Raw genomic sequence first — 16,727 nt, 5'->3', positions numbered from 1 at the left:
GACGTGAATGAACCCCTTCCTGGCCGACGAGGATCAGGCCATGCTGCGCGGCGAGGGCAGCGAGGCACAGGCCCTCGCCATGCGCATCCTGGTGGGCATGGCGCGCGCCACCGGCGCCCGCCGGATGATCGACATCTCGGGCGCCCACATCGACGGCACGCTGTATCTCGGCCGGGCCAGCCTGGACTTCGCCACCCGGCTGCGTGACGAGGGTGGCAGAGTGGCCGTGCCCACCACCCTCAACGTCTCCTCGCTGGATCTGCTCCATCCCGATCTCTTCCGCGGGGACGACGCGACCCGGGATGCCGCCCTGGCCATGACGCGGGCCTACCTCGACATGGGCGCCTCCCCGACCTGGACCTGCGCTCCCTACCAGTTGGAGGAGCGTCCCGGCTTCGGCGATCGCGTCGCCTGGGGGGAGTCGAACGCCATCGTGTTCGCCAACTCGGTGCTCGGCGCCCGGACACCCCGGTTCGGCGACTTCGCCGACATGGCCGCCGCCCTCACCGGCCGAGCGCCGGAGTTCGGCCTCTACCTGGACGGGCACCGCCGCGCCCGTGTCAGGATCGATGTCTCGGGGATAGCGGAGAGGGCGCGGCTCACCGACGAGTTCTTCGCCGTGCTGGGAATCCTGGTGGGACGCGAGGCCGGATCCGAGGTTCCCGCCATCACCGGCATCGAATCGGCGACGGAGGATCAGCTCAAGATCCTGGGTGCGGGAGCGGCCACGTCGGGAGCGGTCGGCATGATGCATGTGGTCGGGATCACGCCCGAGGCCCCCACCCTGGCGAGCGCCACCGGAGGTATCCAGCCGCGCCTGGTGAGGGTTACCACGGACGCTATCACGCGCGCCTACCGGGACCTGTCGAATGCCGGCGCGGGGAACCTGCGCACGGTGAACCTGGGAACGCCCCACTACTCGGCCCGCCAGATCGCCCGGCTCCAGGACCTTCTGGCAGGTCGCCCGATCCACCCGGACGTGACGCTCTACGTGAACACGGGAAGGGACGTCCTGGCTTCGTCCTCCGAGGTCGTGAGGCGCCTGGAGGAGGCCGGGGTGGTGTTCGTGGTGGACACCTGCACCTACGTGACCTCGATCCTTCCCGCCGGCTCCGGAGCAGCGATGACCGACTCCGCCAAGTGGGCCTACTACGCACCCGGCAACCTCGGTATCGACGTGGTGTTCGGTTCAGCCTCCGACTGCGTGGAGTCGGCGGTAGGGGGTCGGGTGATCAGGGAGCGGCGGCCGTGGTGAGCATCGGCGCCACCGCCATCGTTCCGGGCATCGCCGAGGGTCCGAGCCTGGTTCTCGACCAACCTCTGAGCTGGTGGGGAGGGATCGATCCCCTGGACGGAACCATCATCGACGCCCACCATCCCCAGCACGGGCAGCCGACCGCCGGTCGTGTTCTCATCCTCCCGGGCGGTAGGGGATCATCGGGTGGTTCCGCGGTTCTGGCCGAGTCGGTGCGCCTCAGGACCGCGCCCGCCGCGCTGGTGCTACAGCAGGTCGACCCGATCCTGGTGGTGGGGCTGATCGTGGCATCGGAGCTCTACCCGGACCGGGGTTGCCCGCTGGTGGTGGCCGGTGAAGGCTACGAGCTGCTGGTCTCGGGCCGGACCACTCGAATCCGGACCGCCGGCAGGATCGAGCAGTTCTGACCCTGTGGCGCTGATGGATCTCAGCCGCCGCCGGCCCGGGGCGCCCGGCGGGCCCGCTCCAGGACCCGGAAGGGAATCCGGAACACCTCGTCATTCTCGACGTAGATCGCAAAGGAGTAGCCGCCCGGCCCGGGGAACACCAGGTTGTTGAAGGTGAAGGCCCGGGTCATCCCCATTTCTGCTCCGGGGAGACGCCTGACCGGTGGCCGTACCTGGACCGTCCGGGTGAACCGGGTGTTGCCGAGGAGGCTCCGGCCGTCCTCATTCATCAGGTCCACCGACAGCCTGAAGGAGTCCGCGAAGGGCCAGGGGACGCGCAGCCGGATTCCGACGCCTATGGAGGGATGGCGAGCCGGGAAGGACTCGACGTAGAGCAGCTCCCAGCCCCCGCCCAGGATGTAGAGCTTGCCGCCCACCGCCTGGACAGCGTCGGCCAACATGGCGTACTCGACACTCGGCTTGGGATCGAGCGACGCCTCCAAGGAATCCATCGCCTCCTACTCTAGGAGGGTGCTGGAAAGGTCCGTACCAGAGCGTCCATTCGCCACCCGGTCCGACAGCACCATCACGCGGCACCGCAGCTCGGAGTTTCTCGAGCGAACGCCCAGCCCCCTTCACGCCCTGCCGGCCCGGTTCCGACCGGAGTGCTCCTCCTGGTCGTGAGCCGGCTCGCGCTCGGTCTGGCGCTCTTGGTAGCCGCGTGCGGATCGCCGGAACCGGCCATCGCCACCGATCCGTTCGATGCGATCGCCCAGCTGCGGGGTCGGGTCTGCGGTCAGGACATGGTCGGCTCGGCGGTCTCCATCGACCGGCACTACCTAGTGACGGTGGCGCACAACGTGGCCGGCTCGGAGGGCGGCCTGACCGTCACCTTCGAGGACGGCTCGGAGCATGCCGCCACGCTGGTCGGCATCGACTTCGATCGAGACCTGGCCCTGCTGCGAGCTCCCTCCGTGGACCGACCCATCCTCACCGTGGCCCGAGCCGTGGCCGGAGAAAGTGGACGCCTGATCCGGCTCCGCGGCGGCCAGGATCGGGCCGAGGTTCCGTTCGCCGACGCCGATCTGATCGTCGCCGTGGGTCGCAACATCTACGACGAGGAGACCTCCGTACGCCGGGACAACGTCCGGGTTCGCGCTCCCGCAGCGGCCGGCTACTCGGGTGGGCCGCTGCTCAACCATCACGACGAGATGATCGGAGTGGTCTACGCCACCGACCGGATCGATGAGATCACCTACGCCACCGCAGCGCACGAGATCGACATCTTCCTCGAGGCGATCGACTCCACCACCGAGTCCCCGTCGGGTCGCTGCCCGCGGGCCGGTCCGGGGGCCGACCGTTAGGATGGTCGGCGCGTGTCCACCCGCATCCCCTCCGCCTACCGGCTCCCCCGGTTAATCCTCCTCTCCTATATCGCCACACTGGCCACGGGCATCGGCGTCATCTTCTCGCTCCTGGCCGTGATCCAGGACCGGTTCGGGTTTCCCACCTGGTCCCTGGGCCTGCTCGCCGGCATACCGTTCGCGATGACCTTGTTCGGCAACATCTGGCTGACCCCGCTGGCCGACCGGGGCTGGGAGCTGCGCCTGATCACCCTAGGGTGCGTCCTGCTGGTGATGTCGCTGCTCTGGATGGTCTTCGCGGTGGAGCTCTGGCAGTGGGTTGCGGCCCGGGCGCTCATGGGCATCGCCGAGGGGGTCTCGGTGGGAGCGGCGCGCCGGGTGATGCTGAGCTGGTCCCCGGACCGCCATGGACAGGCTCTGAGCTCGCTGATGGTGGCGATGCTCGGCGGGATCCTGGTCGGGCCCGTGCTCGGAGGGGTGCTAAACGAGTTCGGCCTGGCCATCCCGTTCCTGGTAACCGCCGCGGCCGGAGTGGTAGTGCTGCTGGCCCTGCCGGCGGTCCGGCCCGGAGAGTACGAGCGGCCGACCATCAGGCTCAGCCGCCGCCGCCTCTCCGCCCTGCCGGGCTTCATGTCCGGACTGCTGCTGGCCGCCTCCAACTGGCTCTACGTCGGCGTCATCGATGCGATCTGGTCCCGGTACATGACCGATCTCGGGGCCCGCCCGTGGCTGACCGGCGTCGGATTTCTGGTGATAGCCCTGCCCGCCATCGTGCTCACGCCGGTCAGCGGCCGGTTGTCGGACCGTGTGAACCCGATCCGGCTGGGCCTGGTGGCGGCGGTGATCGGGCTCCCCCTCCTGGCCGGCTACGGGTTGGTGTCGGCGGTGCTTCCCCTCCTGGTTGTAGGCGCCCTGCACGCCGGCTGCTGGGCCTTCGTGACCCTGCCCGGTCAGGCCGCCGTGGCCAGGGCCGCGCCTGCCAGCCAGGCGGCCGAAGCGCAGGGCCTCGTGGAGGCGTACGGGTTCGTGCTGGCTGCGATCGGCGCCTTTGCCGCCGCGCCCATCTACGAAGCCGCCGGACCGAGATCTCTCTTCGTGATAACCGCGGCTGCGGTGGCGCTCACCCCGCTGGTGGTGTTCCTGCGCCGGCCCAAGTGGAGGAACGCCTTCTGATAACCGGGCGCACGCGGTGCGGTATCCTCCCCGCTCCTATCCGAGACAAGTGTCTGCACGTCTAGGAGGAGGACTTGGGTTACCGGATCTGGTTCGAGCGGAGGGTGACGCCCGAGCTCATGCCGTTCGTGCCCCCATCCGTCGACATGCTTGGTCCGGGACGGGACGACGACCCTCCTGCCGGAATCTCGACCGCCCAGGCCGCCATCGCGGCGCGGCTCGATTACAACGACACCCTCTTCGATCGCGCCCCCGACCTGCTGGGCGTGTTCCGCACCGGTATCGGCTACGACACCGTCGATCTCGAAGCCGCCACGCGCCGCGGGATCGCGGCGTGCAACGTCCCTCAAGGTCCGACCGTTCCCACTGCCGAGCACTCCGTAGCCCTCCTCCTGGCCGCCGCCAAGCAACTCGTCCGGTCGAGCGAGCGGCTTCGGGAGGGTATGGGCAACTACTACTTGAGGCACGAAGCGACAGAACTGGACGGCAAGACCCTGGGCCTGGTGGGATACGGACGGATCGCCCGGAGGGTCGGCGCGGTAGGAGCGGCTCTGGGTATGGAGGTCCTGGCCCACGACCCCTACTTGCCTGACGAGGCGTTCCCGCCTGGTGTTGAGCGCGCCCGGACGCTGGAGGAACTACTGGGCCGGAGCGATGCAGTCTCGGTCCATGTCCCGATGAGCGCCGGCAACTACAGGATGTTCAACGCCGGTGCCTTCGCCGCCATGAAGAAGGGGGCGTTGCTCGTGAACGCCGCCCGGGGAGGCCTGGTCGACCACGATGCCCTGATCGATGCCCTGGACAGCGGGCAACTGTCGGCTGCCGGGCTGGACGTCACCGATCCCGAGCCCCTCCGCCCCGATCATCCGTTGCTCCACCACACTGACGTGATTGTGACGCCCCATGTGGCCTCCTCCACGCCGGAGGCCCGGGAGCGCATGTTCAGTACGGCCGTCCGCCAGGCTCTCATGGTGCTGGACGGGCAGCAACCGCCCCATCTCCTCAATCCGGACGCCTGGCCCGGCGTGCTCGCCCGCCTGGACGGCGCCCGATGAAGCGACGATAGGAAGGGGTCATGGGACGATTCGACGGCAAGGTCGCGCTGATAACCGGCAGTACCCAGGGCCTGGGCGAGGCTATCGCCGTCCGGCTGGTGGACGAGGGCCTGTCCGGGCTGGTGGTGACCGGGCGGAACGAGGAGAGAGGCGATGCGGTTGCCGCCCGCTTGAACGATGCCGCGTGCCGGACGGTGTTCGCGCCCGCCGACCTAGGCGATCCGGGCGCGGTCGGCAACCTGATCGACATAACCGACCGGGAGTTCGGGCGGATCGACGTTCTGGTCAACGCGGCCGGCGACACGCAACGCGCCACGGTCGAGGACACCACCGTCGAGCTGTTCGATCACCTCATGGCGGTCAACGTCCGGGCCCCCTTCCTGCTCATGCAGGGCGCCATCCGCCTCATGCGCCGCGAGGGCATCGAAGGCTCGATCGTCAACATCGCCTCGGTGGCGGCCCACGGCGGTGGTCCCCAACTGACCATCTACTCCACCACCAAGGGCGCCCTGGTGACCCTCACCAAGAACGTGGCCAACTCGGTGCTCTGGGATCGGATCCGGGTCAACGTCCTCAACATCGGTTGGACGGACACCCCCGGCGAGCACGCCGTCAGGACCAGCTTCCACGGCGACGACCAACGATGGCTCGAGAAGGCCGAGGCCGACCAGCCCTTCGGGAGGCTTCTAAAGACCTCTGAGGTGGCCAGGGCGGTGGCGTTCCTGGCGTCCGACGAGTCGGGCATGATGACCGGAGCGGCCGTCGACTTCGGCCAGATCGTGATCGGATGCACAGCAGTCCAGCATCCGCCTCCCGACGACTGACGTCACCTACTCTCCGCCGAGGCGGGTCAGGACGAGATCGTCTCCGTCGCGGTTGCTCCCATCCGGCCTGAGGACCGTTCTACAGGCTGAAGAGGGATGGCCCGAGCTGCCAACCCATTTCTACGCCACCCGCGGACAGCGCGAAGATCATCAGGCCGGCGCCGGCCATCGAGACGTTCTTCATGAACATGGACATCTCGAGCTGCAGGTCACGCGCCTCGTCCGTCCAGAAGTGGTGGACCAGCAACGCGGTGAGCAGGCAGTAGACGGCCAACCCGAGCGCGGCCAGGTCCATCCAGACGCCGAACATAACGCCCAGCCCACCCGCGGCGATCAGCACACCCGAGAGCCGGATGACTATTCCGCTGGAGGGTGCGTCCCTCGACTCCGCATACCTGGAGGAACCCTCCGCGTCGGCCAGGTGCCCGATGCCGGCCCCGATGAAGATCAGCGAGAAGAGGATCCGACCGATCAGTATCAATGCTTCCATCTGGACCTCCTTGTCCGGAATCCCGCGCTTCGATGCCGGTAAGCACGATAGAGGCCGAGCGGTACACTCGCCGGGGACGGAACCGGGGAATGTCAGGCAGGATGGAGCGACCGCGAAGAGGCACGGCGACCTCGGCCTTCGGCTCGGGTCGGCGCGAGGGTCACGACTCCTCGGCTTTCTACGATCGCTTCCCGGCGCCCGACATCTCCGATGACGACCGGGTGGTGCCGGCGCCGGGCTTCGACCAGCCCCGCGCCATCCTGGGCGACAGCCGCGACATGCACCACCTTCCCGAGAACTGCGTGGCCCTGGTGGTCACCTCACCTCCCTACTTCGTGGGGAAGGAGTACGAGCAGGCAGTCGCCGGTCGCCGGGTACCCGAGTCGTACATGGAATACCTGAGCCTCCTTAGGGAGGTGTTTACCGAGTGCGTGCGGGTCCTGGAACCCGGGGGACGGATCGCTGTGAACGTGGCGAACCTGGGACGAAAGCCCTACCGGAGCCTCAGCGCCGACGTGACCGGCATCCTCCAGGACGATCTGGGCCTCCTGCTGAGAGGCGAGATCATCTGGACCAAGGCCAGGGGCGCGGGCGGATCCTGCGCTTGGGGTTCGTGGTGCAGCCCCGCCAATCCGGTACTCCGGGATCTGACCGAGCGGGTGGTGGTGGCCAGCAAGGGCCGGTTCGACCGTGCCCTATCCCTCGCCCGGCGGCAAGCCGCCGGCCTTCCCCACCGACCCACGATCACCCCCGAGCAGTTCATGGAGGCGACGCTGGACGTCTGGCAGATACGGCCCGCGTCCGCCACCCGCGTCGGCCACCCGGCGCCGTTCCCGGAGGAACTCCCGTCGCGCCTCATCCGGCTGTACACCTACGAGGACGATCTGGTACTGGACCCGTTCATGGGTTCGGGAACCACCCTGGTGGCCGCAGCCGCCTCCAACCGCCGCGGTGTCGGCTACGACAACGATCCGGCCTATGTGGAGTTGGCCAGGACGCGCCTCGCCGACCTCGAGCAGCCGACTTCCCCACCGATCCCGACCTCCGGCTGAACGGTCCGTGGACCGTCGCCCGCTCTACGCCGCCACGGCATCCATCGTGGGATACAGCATCGGCCCCGTGCTGGTCCAGGTTTCCGGCGCGGCTGCGCCGGTCTTCGCGTTCTGGCGGGGCTGGCTCACGATCCTGGCCATCGTGGCCGGGTCGGCTGCGCTGCGGCGTTTCAGCTTCCGCTGGCCCAAGGGGCGGGAGTGGTGGCCACCCGTGGTGGCGGGCTGCCTGAACGGCGCATCGACGATGGCCTTCATCCAGGCCGTCAAGTTGACATCGGTGGCCGGCACATCGCTCATCCTCCTGCTCAATCCGGTGCTCATCGCGCTCTGGGCGATCCCCCTGTTCGGTGAGCGGCCCGGGATCCGGTTCCGCCTCTGGACGCTGGTGGCCGTGATCGGAGCCTCCGTGGTCGTTCTGGGCGGCTCGTCAGGACCGAGCGGACACCCGGTGGGCGTGGCACTGGCTGTACTCTCCGTGCTGCTTCTCTCCACGCAGTTCGTGGTGACCAAGGTGGGCCGGAGGACGCTCGACACCGTCCCCCTGCACGTTGCCACGGTCTTCTCCGGCGCGGTCTTCGTGACCATGTTCGGTCTGGTCACCGGTCACGACTTCGGTGAGATGACCCGTACCGACTTCCTTTGCGTGCTCGGCGTGGTGGCCCTGCCAAGCACCACGAGCGCCTTGCTCCTGACCTGGTCCCTCCGCTGGCTCCCCGCCAACATCCCTCCCCTCATCCACCTGCCGATCCCGTTCTTCGCCGGTGCGATCGCGTGGGTGTTCCTGGCAGAGATGATGACCCTGAGCCACCTGCTCGGCGGCGGCGTCACCGTGGTCGGGGTGGCGGCCGCTCTTCTCACCTCGTCGGGCCGGAGGTTGCTCGACGCCGGCTCCGTTCCCGGCCCACCCGCCGAGCCGGCCCCCTAGCCAATTACCGGGTAGGCCGGAACTGCTGCCGTCTGGATGGTCTTGCCCAAGGGGTTCCAGAAGTGGTCAGTGGGCAGTGTAATCCAACATAAACTAGCAACTAGCAACTAGCAACTACTCGTCGCGAGGAGGACGTCTGAGCCGTTTGGTCGCGGACCGGCGCCGCTTGGCCTCGAGGCGCTTTCGTTGGGCTGAACGGCCGGGCTTCGTAGCTCGCCGGACGGGTGGCTCGGGCGCCAGGGCGCTGTCGAGCAACGCAGCCATCCGGCGCAGCGCCTCCTGGCGGTTCCGCCACTGCGAGCGGTGGTCATCCGCCACGACCCGGAGCGTTCCCGACACCATCCTCGCCCCCAGCCGACCCTCGATCCGCCGTTTCTCCGCATCGGTGAAGGAGGGGGATCCGGTAACGGACAGGGTGAGACCGACCCTGGTATTCGAGCGGTTGGCGTGCTGGCCGCCCGGACCCGAAGCGGGCCCGAAGTCCCATCGCAGCTCGCGCGCCGGCACGACCGGACCGCGCCGGAGCCGGAGGTCACGTTTGGATTCAGCCGCCATGCTGAACGAAACTAACCGCATGGACGCCCTACCTGCCAAACCTTGGGTGATGGCCGCCCGGCCCCGCACCCTCTGGGCCGCCGTGGCCCCGGTGATGGTGGGTAGCGGGCTGGCCCTAGGAGACCGGGTCTTCCGCCCGGATGCCCTGGCGGCCACCATCGTCTGTGCTCTCGCCCTCCAGATCGCCGCCAACTTCGCGAACGACGCCTCCGACGCCCGCCGGGGCGCGGATCCGGAGACGCGGATCGGGCCGACCCGGGTGGTGAGTGCGGGACTGCTCCCGGTCCGCAGGGTCTGGGCCGGCGTGGCGGTCATGTTCGGTATCGCCGCGCTGTGCGGCCTCTACATCGCCGCCATCACCAGTTGGGGGGTAATAGTGGTGGGCGTCGTCGCCCTCGTTGCCACCGTGACCTACACGGGTGGTCCCTCCCCCTACGGATACCGGGGCATGGGGGAGGTGTCCGTATTCGTGTTCTTCGGGCTGGTCGCCACGGTAGGAAGCCGTTACGCACACGACGCTACCTTGCCCGCCGAGGCGTGGTGGCTGGCCGTCCCAGTCGGCTTCACATGTTCCGCCATCCTGGTGGCCAACAACATCCGGGACATCGAGACCGACTCGATGGTCGGCAAGCGGACCATGGCAGTGATCCTGGGCCGGCGCCGCGCCCGGGCGTTCTACGTGGCGCTGGTGGCCGGCGCCTTCGCCGTGGCAGCCGTCGGGGCCCTACTCGGGCTCACCCCCCGGTGGACCGCCCTGGCGCTGCTGGCCGCTCCCCTGGCCGTGCCGTTGATCCGCACCATCCGGTCCGCCTCTGACGGCCCCGCCCTCATCCGGGTACTCGAAGGGACCGCCCGGCTCCATCTCTTCTTGGGAGTCGGTCTAGCCGCCGGCGCCGCGATCGGCTGATCGACCCGGCGCACCCGGATTCAGGCGAGCAGGCACTCCCGGGCCACGCTACGCGCCTCGTCCAGGGTTGCGACTATCCGATCGGCAGGTACTTCCCGCAACACGTCCAGCGCCTCCAACGTCTTGGCCACCGAGTCGGGCTGCGCCATGATCACGCACGAAGTGTCGGACCTGGAGGCAACATCGATGAGCTGCGCGATCATCATGGCGGCACTGTCGTCGATGTAGGTCGTCTCCGAGAAGTCGAAGATCACCACCTCATGGTCCCCGATCTCGGATCCGATCACGCTCACCAGCTTGTTGGCAGAGGAGACGGTGAAGCTGCCCCTTAGGGCCACCATCCCGACCCGAGCCTCGAACCGATCGGAGGTTCGCGCCACATCGCTGTCCTCTCCGAAGAAGGTCCGGTCGAGCAGCGGAACCGAGATGACGCTGTCCAGTTCCAGGCGTTCCAGTTGGCGGGCGTGCGCCAGGCCGCCGGCGATCAATCCGATCGCCACCGCCGTGATCAGATCCACCGAGACCGTGAGGACCAGGGTCACCAGCATTACCACCAGGTGCTGGGAACGGAGGCGATGGACCCGGAGCAGCAGCCGCCGGTCCATGATGTCCCAGCCGACCTTTGCCAGCACGCCCGCGAGGGCGGCCAGCGGGATGGGCTCGGCGAACCGCCCCAGCCCGAGAACCACGGCCAGCACGAGCAGTGCCCTCAGCGCGCCGGACACCCGGGTCGACCCGCCGGAGCGGATGTTGATGACCGTGCCCATGGTGGCCCCGGCGCCGGGCAGCGCTCCGAACAGCCCCGCCACCATGTTGCCGATCCCCTGGCCGATCATCTCCCGGTCGGGGTTGTGCTTCCGGCCGGTGAGGGAATCCGCCACCAGCGATGTCAGCAGGCTGTCCACCGAGCCCAGCAGGGCCAGGATCAGCGCCGGCTGGAGGGCGGTCACCAGGAATGCGGCCGCCGGCATCTCCCACGCCAGACCCGGCAGTCCGGTGGGGATCTCCCCTATCACGGGCGCGTCCGAGAGCCACAGGACGCCGATGAGGGTGCCGACGATCAGCGCAACGAGGGGGCCGGGAGCGTACCGGGACAGCCGTCCTGGCCAGAGGAACCCGACCGCGAGAGTCACGACCGCGATGACCACCGCGCTGGGGTTGACGTTGCTAAGTGCATCCGGAAGGGCCCGGACCGCCCCGATGGCGCCGCCCGAAGCCGAGTCCGCCCCGAGAAACGGCATCAACTGCAGGATGATGACGATGATGCCGATGCCCGACATGAAGCCCGACACCACCACATGGGGCGTGTAGGCGACGAACCGGCCGATCCTCGACAGGCCCAGCAGTATCTGGAAAAGGCCCGCCATCAGGACCACCGTCAGCGCTTCAGGCAGGGTGTCGGCATGGGTGGTGAGCACCACCGCCATCGCCACCGCCATGGGCGCGGTCGGGCCGGAGATCTGGGACGGTGTCCCCCCGAAGACCGCGGCGAAGAAGCCCACCGCAATGGCGCCGTAGAGCCCGGCGGCAGCGCCCATGCCCGAGGCGATGCCGAAACCCAGCGAAACCGGCAGGGCCACCACCATAGAGGTGAGACCGCCGAAGAAGTCCCCCCGGAGGGTATCGAGGTCGTACTTCACTGTCATTGCCCGCTGTCGAGTCGCAAGGGGCCGCCGGCGGTCTGGTGGCATAGCGGCCTCAGCCGACCATTGTCGATGCGGTAGACCAAGCCATGGATCTCCAGGTCCGCACCGGCGCGCCAGGCGGCGCGCACGATGTCGATGCCGGCGACCTTGCGCACCTGATCGATCACGCTCAACTCGCACAACCGCTGTGCCAGTGGCTCACCCTGCAGGCCAGCCAGGTCTGATCGGTATGCACGCGTCACCGGGTAGAGATTATCGAGCCAATCCCCGGCAGGGCCACCGGGATGCCCGTTCAAATAAGCGTCCACTCCGGCGCAACCGTAGTGTCCACAGACCACCACGCGTCGCACGCTGAGGACCTCCACCGCGAACTGCAGCACGGACAGAAGGCTCTGGTCTGCAGGGATGACCAGGTTGGCGACATTGCGGTGAACGAGCATGTCCCCCGGCGAGAGGTCCATGATCAGGTTGGGGGACACCCGGCTGTCCGAACACCCGATCCACAGCATCTCCGGTTGCTGCCCCCGGGCAAGGCGGCGGAACAGCTCCGGGTCTGCCTGGATCCGCCGTTCCGCCCAGGCGCGGTTGCGCTCGAGTATGTAATCGATGTCGATGAGGACGACCTCCCCAGCCGACCCGGAATGGTAACCAACACGGCCACACCATCCGACCGAGGCGCTTTGTCGACAACCATAAGGCTGATTCTCGGCTGCCGGTCCGTCAAGCAACTGAACGTCTCCGAGCACCTCACCGGACCGAGACAGGTACCATGTATGGCATCGTGGGTGGTAGCATGTATGGGCACTACGGAGACCTGCCATGAGGAAAACGACTGTCTACCTACCGGACTCGCTCAAGCGCGAGGTGGAACGCCGCGCCAGGCAGCGCTCCTGCTCTGAAGCCGAAGTAATCCGGCAAGCAATTCGGGATGCAGTCGGGCGTCCTGTGCCGAAGCCAGGGATAATCCCCGGCGATGACTCATGGGCTGAACGGGTCGACGACTACCTGGTTGGTTTCGGCGAACGGTGATCATCGCTGACACCAGCGGCCTCCTCGCCTTTTTCAGCGAGTCGGGCCGGTATCACGAGGCTGTGGTCGACTGGTTGGAGACAAACGATCCGGTCATAGTGGTTTCACCGTTCGTGATAGCCGAGATCGACTACCTGGTCGCGACGCGAAAGGGCGTGGAAGCCGAGTTGGCCGTCATCCGGGAACTGGCCGGCGGCGCCTACGAGTTGCCGATGATGAACCCCGATGATTTGGCCCTGGCATGCCAGGTCGTGGAGCGTTACCGCAACCTGGGTATCGGGATCACCGATGCTTCTCTGGTGGTACTTGCCGATCGCTATCGCACGCGCACGATCCTCACCCTGGACCGCAAGCACTTCGGAGTTGTGCGCCCGTTGGATGGGAGCCACTTCGAGATCGTCCCGTAGATCGCGAACTTCTCAGCACACCAGCAACCGACACTGGATCCCGGAGGCTATCCAAAGGCCTTGAGCGCGTCTGCTATCTCGGAGGCGACCAGGTCGGGGCGTTCCATCGGGCCGAGGTGGTTCTGGCCCGCCATGTAGGTGGTGGTTACGTGGGGAAGCGCCTCGGGCAGCAGCGCCATGGCGGGTCCCAACTCGCCGGCCGGGTCGGTGACGACGAGCTGCACCGGAGTGGTCAGCTCGCCGAGGCGGGCGAACGCCCCGCACTCGGCGCCGGCGGCGAACACGTCCGCCTCGACCTCTCGGCGGCAGCGCAGCGCCATCCCCTCCGGTACTTCACGGAAGCCGTGGTCCACGTAGGCCCGGAACGCCTCCGGGTGCCAACGCTGGAACAACGGCTTGGCCAGGTAGCTCTCGACCAGTTCGTCCCGGGAGCCGAAGACCGAGCGCCTCCGGGCCGCTCCCTGCGCCAGCGACAGTTCCGGGCTGCGCACGAAGGGCGGCGGGATGAGGACCGGTTCGACCAGCACCAGCCCGGCGAAGGTGCCGGGGCGTAGGAGCTCCGCCAGGACCAGCGCGGTCCCGCCCATCGAATGGCCCACTCCGACCACGGATTCCGGCAGCCGTCCGGCGCGGTCGAGGTCGCCGACCAGCTCGACCAGATCCCTCCCGAACGTCCACCAGGACGCCGGCAACTCCAGCTCCGGCGCCCGTCCGTGGCCGCGGATATCCCATGCCAGCGCAGGAGCGTGAACGCCTAGATCCCGGAGGCTCGACACCACCGGTCGCCAGATCTCCTTGCAGAATCCGGTGGCGTGGGCCAGCAGGAGTAGCCCATCGGCCGCGCCGTCATGCCACTCGAGCGTTCTACGATCCACGGGCGCGGGTCTCTAGTGGTCTGCGCGCCAGGGCTCGACGGCATCCGGGTCGACGCCATAGCGTTCGATCGCTTCCACCACCGTCGCCGGATCGACCCCGCCCTCCCCTGCCAGCTGCGAAAGGACCGCTACCACCACGTTCGGGCCGTTCACCTCGTAGAACCGGCGGAGATCCTCGCGGGCATCCGAGCGTCCGAAACCGTCCGTGCCGAGCGATGTGTACGGACCGGGAATCCAGCGGGAGACCTGATCGGGAACCGCCCGCATGTAGTCCGTCACCGCCACCACCGGGCCGTCGACAGCGCCGAGACGCTCGGTCACCAGCGGGGTTCGGGGCGATCGGTCGGGATGGAGACGGTTCCATCGCTCCACCGCGATGGCGTCGTCCCGTAGCCGGCCGTAGGAGGTCACGCTCCACAGCTCCGCCCCCACCCCGTAGCGTTCCGCCAGTTCCTTGCGGGCCCACCGTGCGGCGCTGTGGCTCGGCCCGGAGAACAGGACCGTCGCCCGGTGCTCCACGCCTTCGGGCACTCCGGCAAACCGGTACATCCCGTTGACGATGCCCTCCTTCACGCCGTCGGGCATGGGCGGCTGGGCATAGTTCTCGTTGTAGATGGTGAGGTAGAAGATGACGTCGTCCTGATCGATGCACATCCGGTGGAGGCCATGCTCCACGATGACCGCTAGCTCGTAGGCAAACGCCGGGTCGTAGGTGACCACAGCCGGGTTGGTGGACGCAAGGATCAGGCTGTGCCCGTCCTGGTGCTGGAGGCCCTCCCCCGCCAGGGTGGTCCGGCCGGCGGTCCCGCCCATCAGGAAGCCTCGAGCCCGGGCATCGGCGGCCTGCCAGATGAGGTCCCCCACCCGCTGGAAGCCGAACATCGAGTAGAAGGTGAAGAAGGGAACGGTCATCACCCCGCGGTCGGCGTATGACGTGCCCGAAGCAATGAAGCTGCACATCGAACCCGCCTCGGTGATGCCTTCCTCAAGGATCTGGCCGTCCTGGGACTCCTTGTAGGACAGGAGCAACGCGGCGTCGATCGGCTCGTACTTCTGGCCTCCCGAGGCGTAGATCTTCAACTCCCGGAACAGCCCGTCCATGCCGAAGGTGCGGGCCTCGTCGGGGACGATGGGCACCACCCGCTCCCCGAAGTCCTCGTCCCTGGCGAGACCCCTGAGCAACCGCACGAAGGCCATGGTGGTGGAAGCCTCGTGGGCGCCCGTGCCCGCATGGAACTCGTCGTAGATGGAATGGTCGGGCAGTTCGATCTTCCGCCTGGCGCGCACAGTGCGGAAGGGCAGCATCCCGTTGAGCGCCTTCCGCCGGTCCATCATGTACTGGTACTCGGGAGCATCCTTGGCGAACCGGCAGTACGGGAGGTCTCGCCCGTCCTCCAGCAGCTCCGCCGGGATGTCCTCCTCGAGGTTGATGCGCTCCCGGAGCCGGCGGAACTGCTCGTTGGACATCTTCTTGATCTGATGGGTGGCGTTGCGCCCCTCGATGTCCGGGCCCAGCGTCCAACCCTTGATGGTCTTGGCGAGGATCACGGTGGGGGCGCCGGTCTGCTCGGTGGCGGCCTTGTAGGCGGCGTAGAGCTTCTTGTAGTCGTGGCCGCCTCGGGGAAGCTTCTCGAGCTGGCGATCGGTCAGGTGCTCCACCATGCGCCGCAACCGGGGATCAGGCCCGAAGAACTCCTCCCTGATGCTGGCGCCGGGTAGCGACTTCAGCCGCTGGTAGGCGCCGTCCACGGTCTCGTTCATCTTCGCGACCAGCACTCCGTCCACGTCGTTGGCCACGAGCCCGTCCCAGCCCCACCCCCAGATCACCTTGATCACGTTCCAGCCCGCGCCGCGGAACACCGCCTCGAGTTCCTGGATGATCTTGCCGTTACCGCGCACCGGACCGTCGAGACGTTGCAGGTTGCAGTTGACCACCCAGATCAGGTTGTCCAACTGCTCCCGGGCCGCCAGCGAGATGGAACCGAGGGTCTCGGGCTCGTCGCATTCCCCGTCGCCGAGGAAGCACCACACCCTTGACTCGGAGGTGTCGTCGAGATCCCGGTTGTGGAGGTAGCGGTTGAAACGGGCCTGGTAGATGGAGGCGATCGGTCCGAGACCCATGGAGACGGTCGGGTACTCCCAGAAGTCGGGCATGAGCCTGGGGTGCGGATAGGACGACAGGCCTTTCGGCGCGAGCTCGCGGCGGAAGTTGTCCAGATGCTCCTCGTCGAGACGCCGCTCCAGGAAGGCGCGGGCGTAGATGCCGGGTGCGGCATGGCCTTGGATGTATACGTGGTCACCCGGCTGCCCTTCCGCCTTGCCCCGGAAGAAATGGTTGAAGCCCACCTCGTACTGCGCCGCCGACGATGCAAAGGTGGACAGGTGCCCACCTATCCCCTCGACAGCCTTGTTGGCCTTGACCACCATCACCGCCGCGTTCCAGCGGATGAAGCGCCTGATCCGTTTCTCGAGATACTCGTCGCCGGGGAACCAGGCCTGCTCCTCGGCCGGGATGGTGTTGACGTAGGGCGTGGAGACGGTTGGCGGGTATGCGACCCCCATCGCCCGAGCACGGCTGAGCAGGGCACGAACCAGGAAGCGGGCCCGGGCCTCGCCCCGGAAGTCGACCACCGCTTCCAGGGAGTCGATCCACTCCTGGGTCTCCTCCGGATCTATGTCGGGCAGCTGTCGGAAGAACCCGTCGATCTTCAAACGTTCACGCTCCCTTCACCGTCCACGGCTCCTCCAACTCTATCGGGGTCGGAGCGATGTATGGACCGGTAT

Annotated in this window: 18 protein-coding genes; 11 read left to right on the top strand and 7 right to left on the bottom strand. The window is 67.7% G+C overall.

The window, feature by feature from the left end; translation table 11 throughout:
• Nucleotides 1-7: 7 nt before the first annotated feature.
• Entirely contained in the window at nt 8-1,255 is a 1,248-nt protein-coding gene (locus tag OXM57_07530) for an aconitase X catalytic domain-containing protein (GenBank protein ID MDE0352529.1), read from the top strand.
• Nucleotides 1,249-1,662, top strand: coding sequence for a DUF126 domain-containing protein (locus tag OXM57_07525; protein ID MDE0352528.1), 414 nt, complete (start codon nt 1,249-1,251; stop codon nt 1,660-1,662). Before OXM57_07530 ends, OXM57_07525 begins: the two co-directional genes overlap by 7 nt.
• Nucleotides 1,663-1,682: 20 nt before the next feature.
• Here OXM57_07525 and OXM57_07520 read toward each other — a convergent pair whose 3' ends face one another.
• Nucleotides 1,683-2,153, bottom strand: coding sequence for a hypothetical protein (locus tag OXM57_07520; GenBank protein ID MDE0352527.1), 471 nt, complete (start codon nt 2,151-2,153; stop codon nt 1,683-1,685).
• 153 nt (nt 2,154-2,306) lie between these two features.
• Here OXM57_07520 and OXM57_07515 point away from each other — a divergent pair, with 153 nt between their 5' ends.
• The 4 genes from OXM57_07515 (at nt 2,307) to OXM57_07500 (ending at nt 6,057) form a co-directional block, all read left to right on the top strand.
• On the top strand, nt 2,307-3,005 hold the full coding sequence (locus OXM57_07515) for a serine protease (protein ID MDE0352526.1): 699 nt from the start codon (nt 2,307-2,309) through the stop codon (nt 3,003-3,005).
• 12 nt (nt 3,006-3,017) lie between these two features.
• Nucleotides 3,018-4,178 carry an MFS transporter gene (locus tag OXM57_07510; protein MDE0352525.1) on the top strand — a complete coding sequence of 387 codons (1,161 nt, stop codon included), beginning with the start codon at nt 3,018-3,020 and terminating at the stop codon, nt 4,176-4,178.
• 74 nt (nt 4,179-4,252) lie between these two features.
• A complete protein-coding gene (locus OXM57_07505; protein MDE0352524.1) occupies nt 4,253-5,233 on the top strand; it encodes a hydroxyacid dehydrogenase in 981 nt (326 codons plus the stop codon).
• 20 nt (nt 5,234-5,253) lie between these two features.
• Nucleotides 5,254-6,057 (top strand): SDR family oxidoreductase, encoded by an 804-nt coding sequence (locus OXM57_07500; protein ID MDE0352523.1) that lies wholly within the window; start codon nt 5,254-5,256, stop codon nt 6,055-6,057.
• Nucleotides 6,058-6,136: 79 nt separating this feature from the next.
• Here the strand turns inward: OXM57_07500 and OXM57_07495 are convergent, their stop codons facing one another.
• Complete coding sequence (locus OXM57_07495) at nt 6,137-6,547, bottom strand: DoxX family protein (GenBank protein ID MDE0352522.1); 411 nt, start codon at nt 6,545-6,547, stop codon at nt 6,137-6,139.
• Nucleotides 6,548-6,636: 89 nt separating this feature from the next.
• On the opposite strand from OXM57_07495, the gene OXM57_07490 reads away from it, so the two are divergent.
• Entirely contained in the window at nt 6,637-7,599 is a 963-nt protein-coding gene (locus tag OXM57_07490; protein ID MDE0352521.1) for a site-specific DNA-methyltransferase, read from the top strand.
• A gap of 7 nt (nt 7,600-7,606) precedes the next feature.
• A complete protein-coding gene (locus tag OXM57_07485) occupies nt 7,607-8,524 on the top strand; it encodes a DMT family transporter (GenBank protein MDE0352520.1) in 918 nt (305 codons plus the stop codon).
• Nucleotides 8,525-8,638: 114 nt separating this feature from the next.
• On the opposite strand, the gene arfB is transcribed toward OXM57_07485, so the two are convergent.
• Nucleotides 8,639-9,079 (bottom strand): alternative ribosome rescue aminoacyl-tRNA hydrolase ArfB, encoded by a 441-nt coding sequence (gene arfB / locus OXM57_07480; GenBank protein MDE0352519.1) that lies wholly within the window; start codon nt 9,077-9,079, stop codon nt 8,639-8,641.
• Between arfB and OXM57_07475 the strand changes: the two genes are divergently transcribed.
• On the top strand, nt 9,078-9,986 hold the full coding sequence (locus OXM57_07475; GenBank protein MDE0352518.1) for a 1,4-dihydroxy-2-naphthoate polyprenyltransferase: 909 nt from the start codon (nt 9,078-9,080) through the stop codon (nt 9,984-9,986). The genes arfB and OXM57_07475 overlap by 2 nt on opposite strands.
• 20 nt (nt 9,987-10,006) lie before the next feature.
• Here OXM57_07475 and OXM57_07470 read toward each other — a convergent pair whose 3' ends face one another.
• Nucleotides 10,007-11,632, bottom strand: coding sequence for a SulP family inorganic anion transporter (locus OXM57_07470; GenBank protein MDE0352517.1), 1,626 nt, complete (start codon nt 11,630-11,632; stop codon nt 10,007-10,009).
• A complete protein-coding gene (locus tag OXM57_07465) occupies nt 11,629-12,360 on the bottom strand; it encodes a carbonic anhydrase (GenBank protein ID MDE0352516.1) in 732 nt (243 codons plus the stop codon). The genes OXM57_07470 and OXM57_07465 overlap by 4 nt, the downstream gene beginning before the upstream one ends.
• A gap of 91 nt (nt 12,361-12,451) precedes the next feature.
• On the opposite strand from OXM57_07465, the gene OXM57_07460 reads away from it, so the two are divergent.
• On the top strand, nt 12,452-12,661 hold the full coding sequence (locus OXM57_07460) for a ribbon-helix-helix domain-containing protein (protein MDE0352515.1): 210 nt from the start codon (nt 12,452-12,454) through the stop codon (nt 12,659-12,661).
• Nucleotides 12,658-13,068 carry a PIN domain-containing protein gene (locus tag OXM57_07455; protein ID MDE0352514.1) on the top strand — a complete coding sequence of 137 codons (411 nt, stop codon included), beginning with the start codon at nt 12,658-12,660 and terminating at the stop codon, nt 13,066-13,068. The genes OXM57_07460 and OXM57_07455 overlap by 4 nt, the downstream gene beginning before the upstream one ends.
• Nucleotides 13,069-13,115: 47 nt before the next feature.
• Here OXM57_07455 and OXM57_07450 read toward each other — a convergent pair whose 3' ends face one another.
• Complete coding sequence (locus OXM57_07450) at nt 13,116-13,943, bottom strand: alpha/beta hydrolase (protein ID MDE0352513.1); 828 nt, start codon at nt 13,941-13,943, stop codon at nt 13,116-13,118.
• A gap of 12 nt (nt 13,944-13,955) precedes the next feature.
• Complete coding sequence (aceE, locus tag OXM57_07445) at nt 13,956-16,655, bottom strand: pyruvate dehydrogenase (acetyl-transferring), homodimeric type (protein MDE0352512.1); 2,700 nt, start codon at nt 16,653-16,655, stop codon at nt 13,956-13,958.
• Nucleotides 16,656-16,727 lie beyond the last annotated feature (72 nt).

This window comes from bacterium (genome assembly GCA_028820935.1).
Taxonomy (GTDB): Bacteria; Actinomycetota; Acidimicrobiia; order Spongiisociales; family Spongiisociaceae; genus Spongiisocius.
Note: the sequence above shows the minus strand (reverse complement) of the source record. Positions and strands in the feature narration are given on the sequence as shown.

What these genes read in the sequence shown, in the direction of transcription:
- OXM57_07520 (MDE0352527.1), bottom strand. Translation starts at nt 2,153, where the DNA reads ATGGATTCCTTGGAGGCGTCGCTCGATCCCAAGCCGAGTGTCGAGTAC.
- arfB (MDE0352519.1), bottom strand. Translation starts at nt 9,079, where the DNA reads ATGGCGGCTGAATCCAAACGTGACCTCCGGCTCCGGCGCGGTCCGGTC.
- OXM57_07500 (MDE0352523.1), top strand. Translation starts at nt 5,254, where the DNA reads ATGGGACGATTCGACGGCAAGGTCGCGCTGATAACCGGCAGTACCCAG.
- OXM57_07490 (MDE0352521.1), top strand. Translation starts at nt 6,637, where the DNA reads ATGTCAGGCAGGATGGAGCGACCGCGAAGAGGCACGGCGACCTCGGCC.
- OXM57_07495 (MDE0352522.1), bottom strand. Translation starts at nt 6,547, where the DNA reads ATGGAAGCATTGATACTGATCGGTCGGATCCTCTTCTCGCTGATCTTC.
- OXM57_07460 (MDE0352515.1), top strand. Translation starts at nt 12,452, where the DNA reads ATGAGGAAAACGACTGTCTACCTACCGGACTCGCTCAAGCGCGAGGTG.
- OXM57_07530 (MDE0352529.1), top strand. Translation starts at nt 8, where the DNA reads ATGAACCCCTTCCTGGCCGACGAGGATCAGGCCATGCTGCGCGGCGAG.
- OXM57_07475 (MDE0352518.1), top strand. Translation starts at nt 9,078, where the DNA reads ATGCTGAACGAAACTAACCGCATGGACGCCCTACCTGCCAAACCTTGG.
- OXM57_07470 (MDE0352517.1), bottom strand. Translation starts at nt 11,632, where the DNA reads ATGACAGTGAAGTACGACCTCGATACCCTCCGGGGGGACTTCTTCGGC.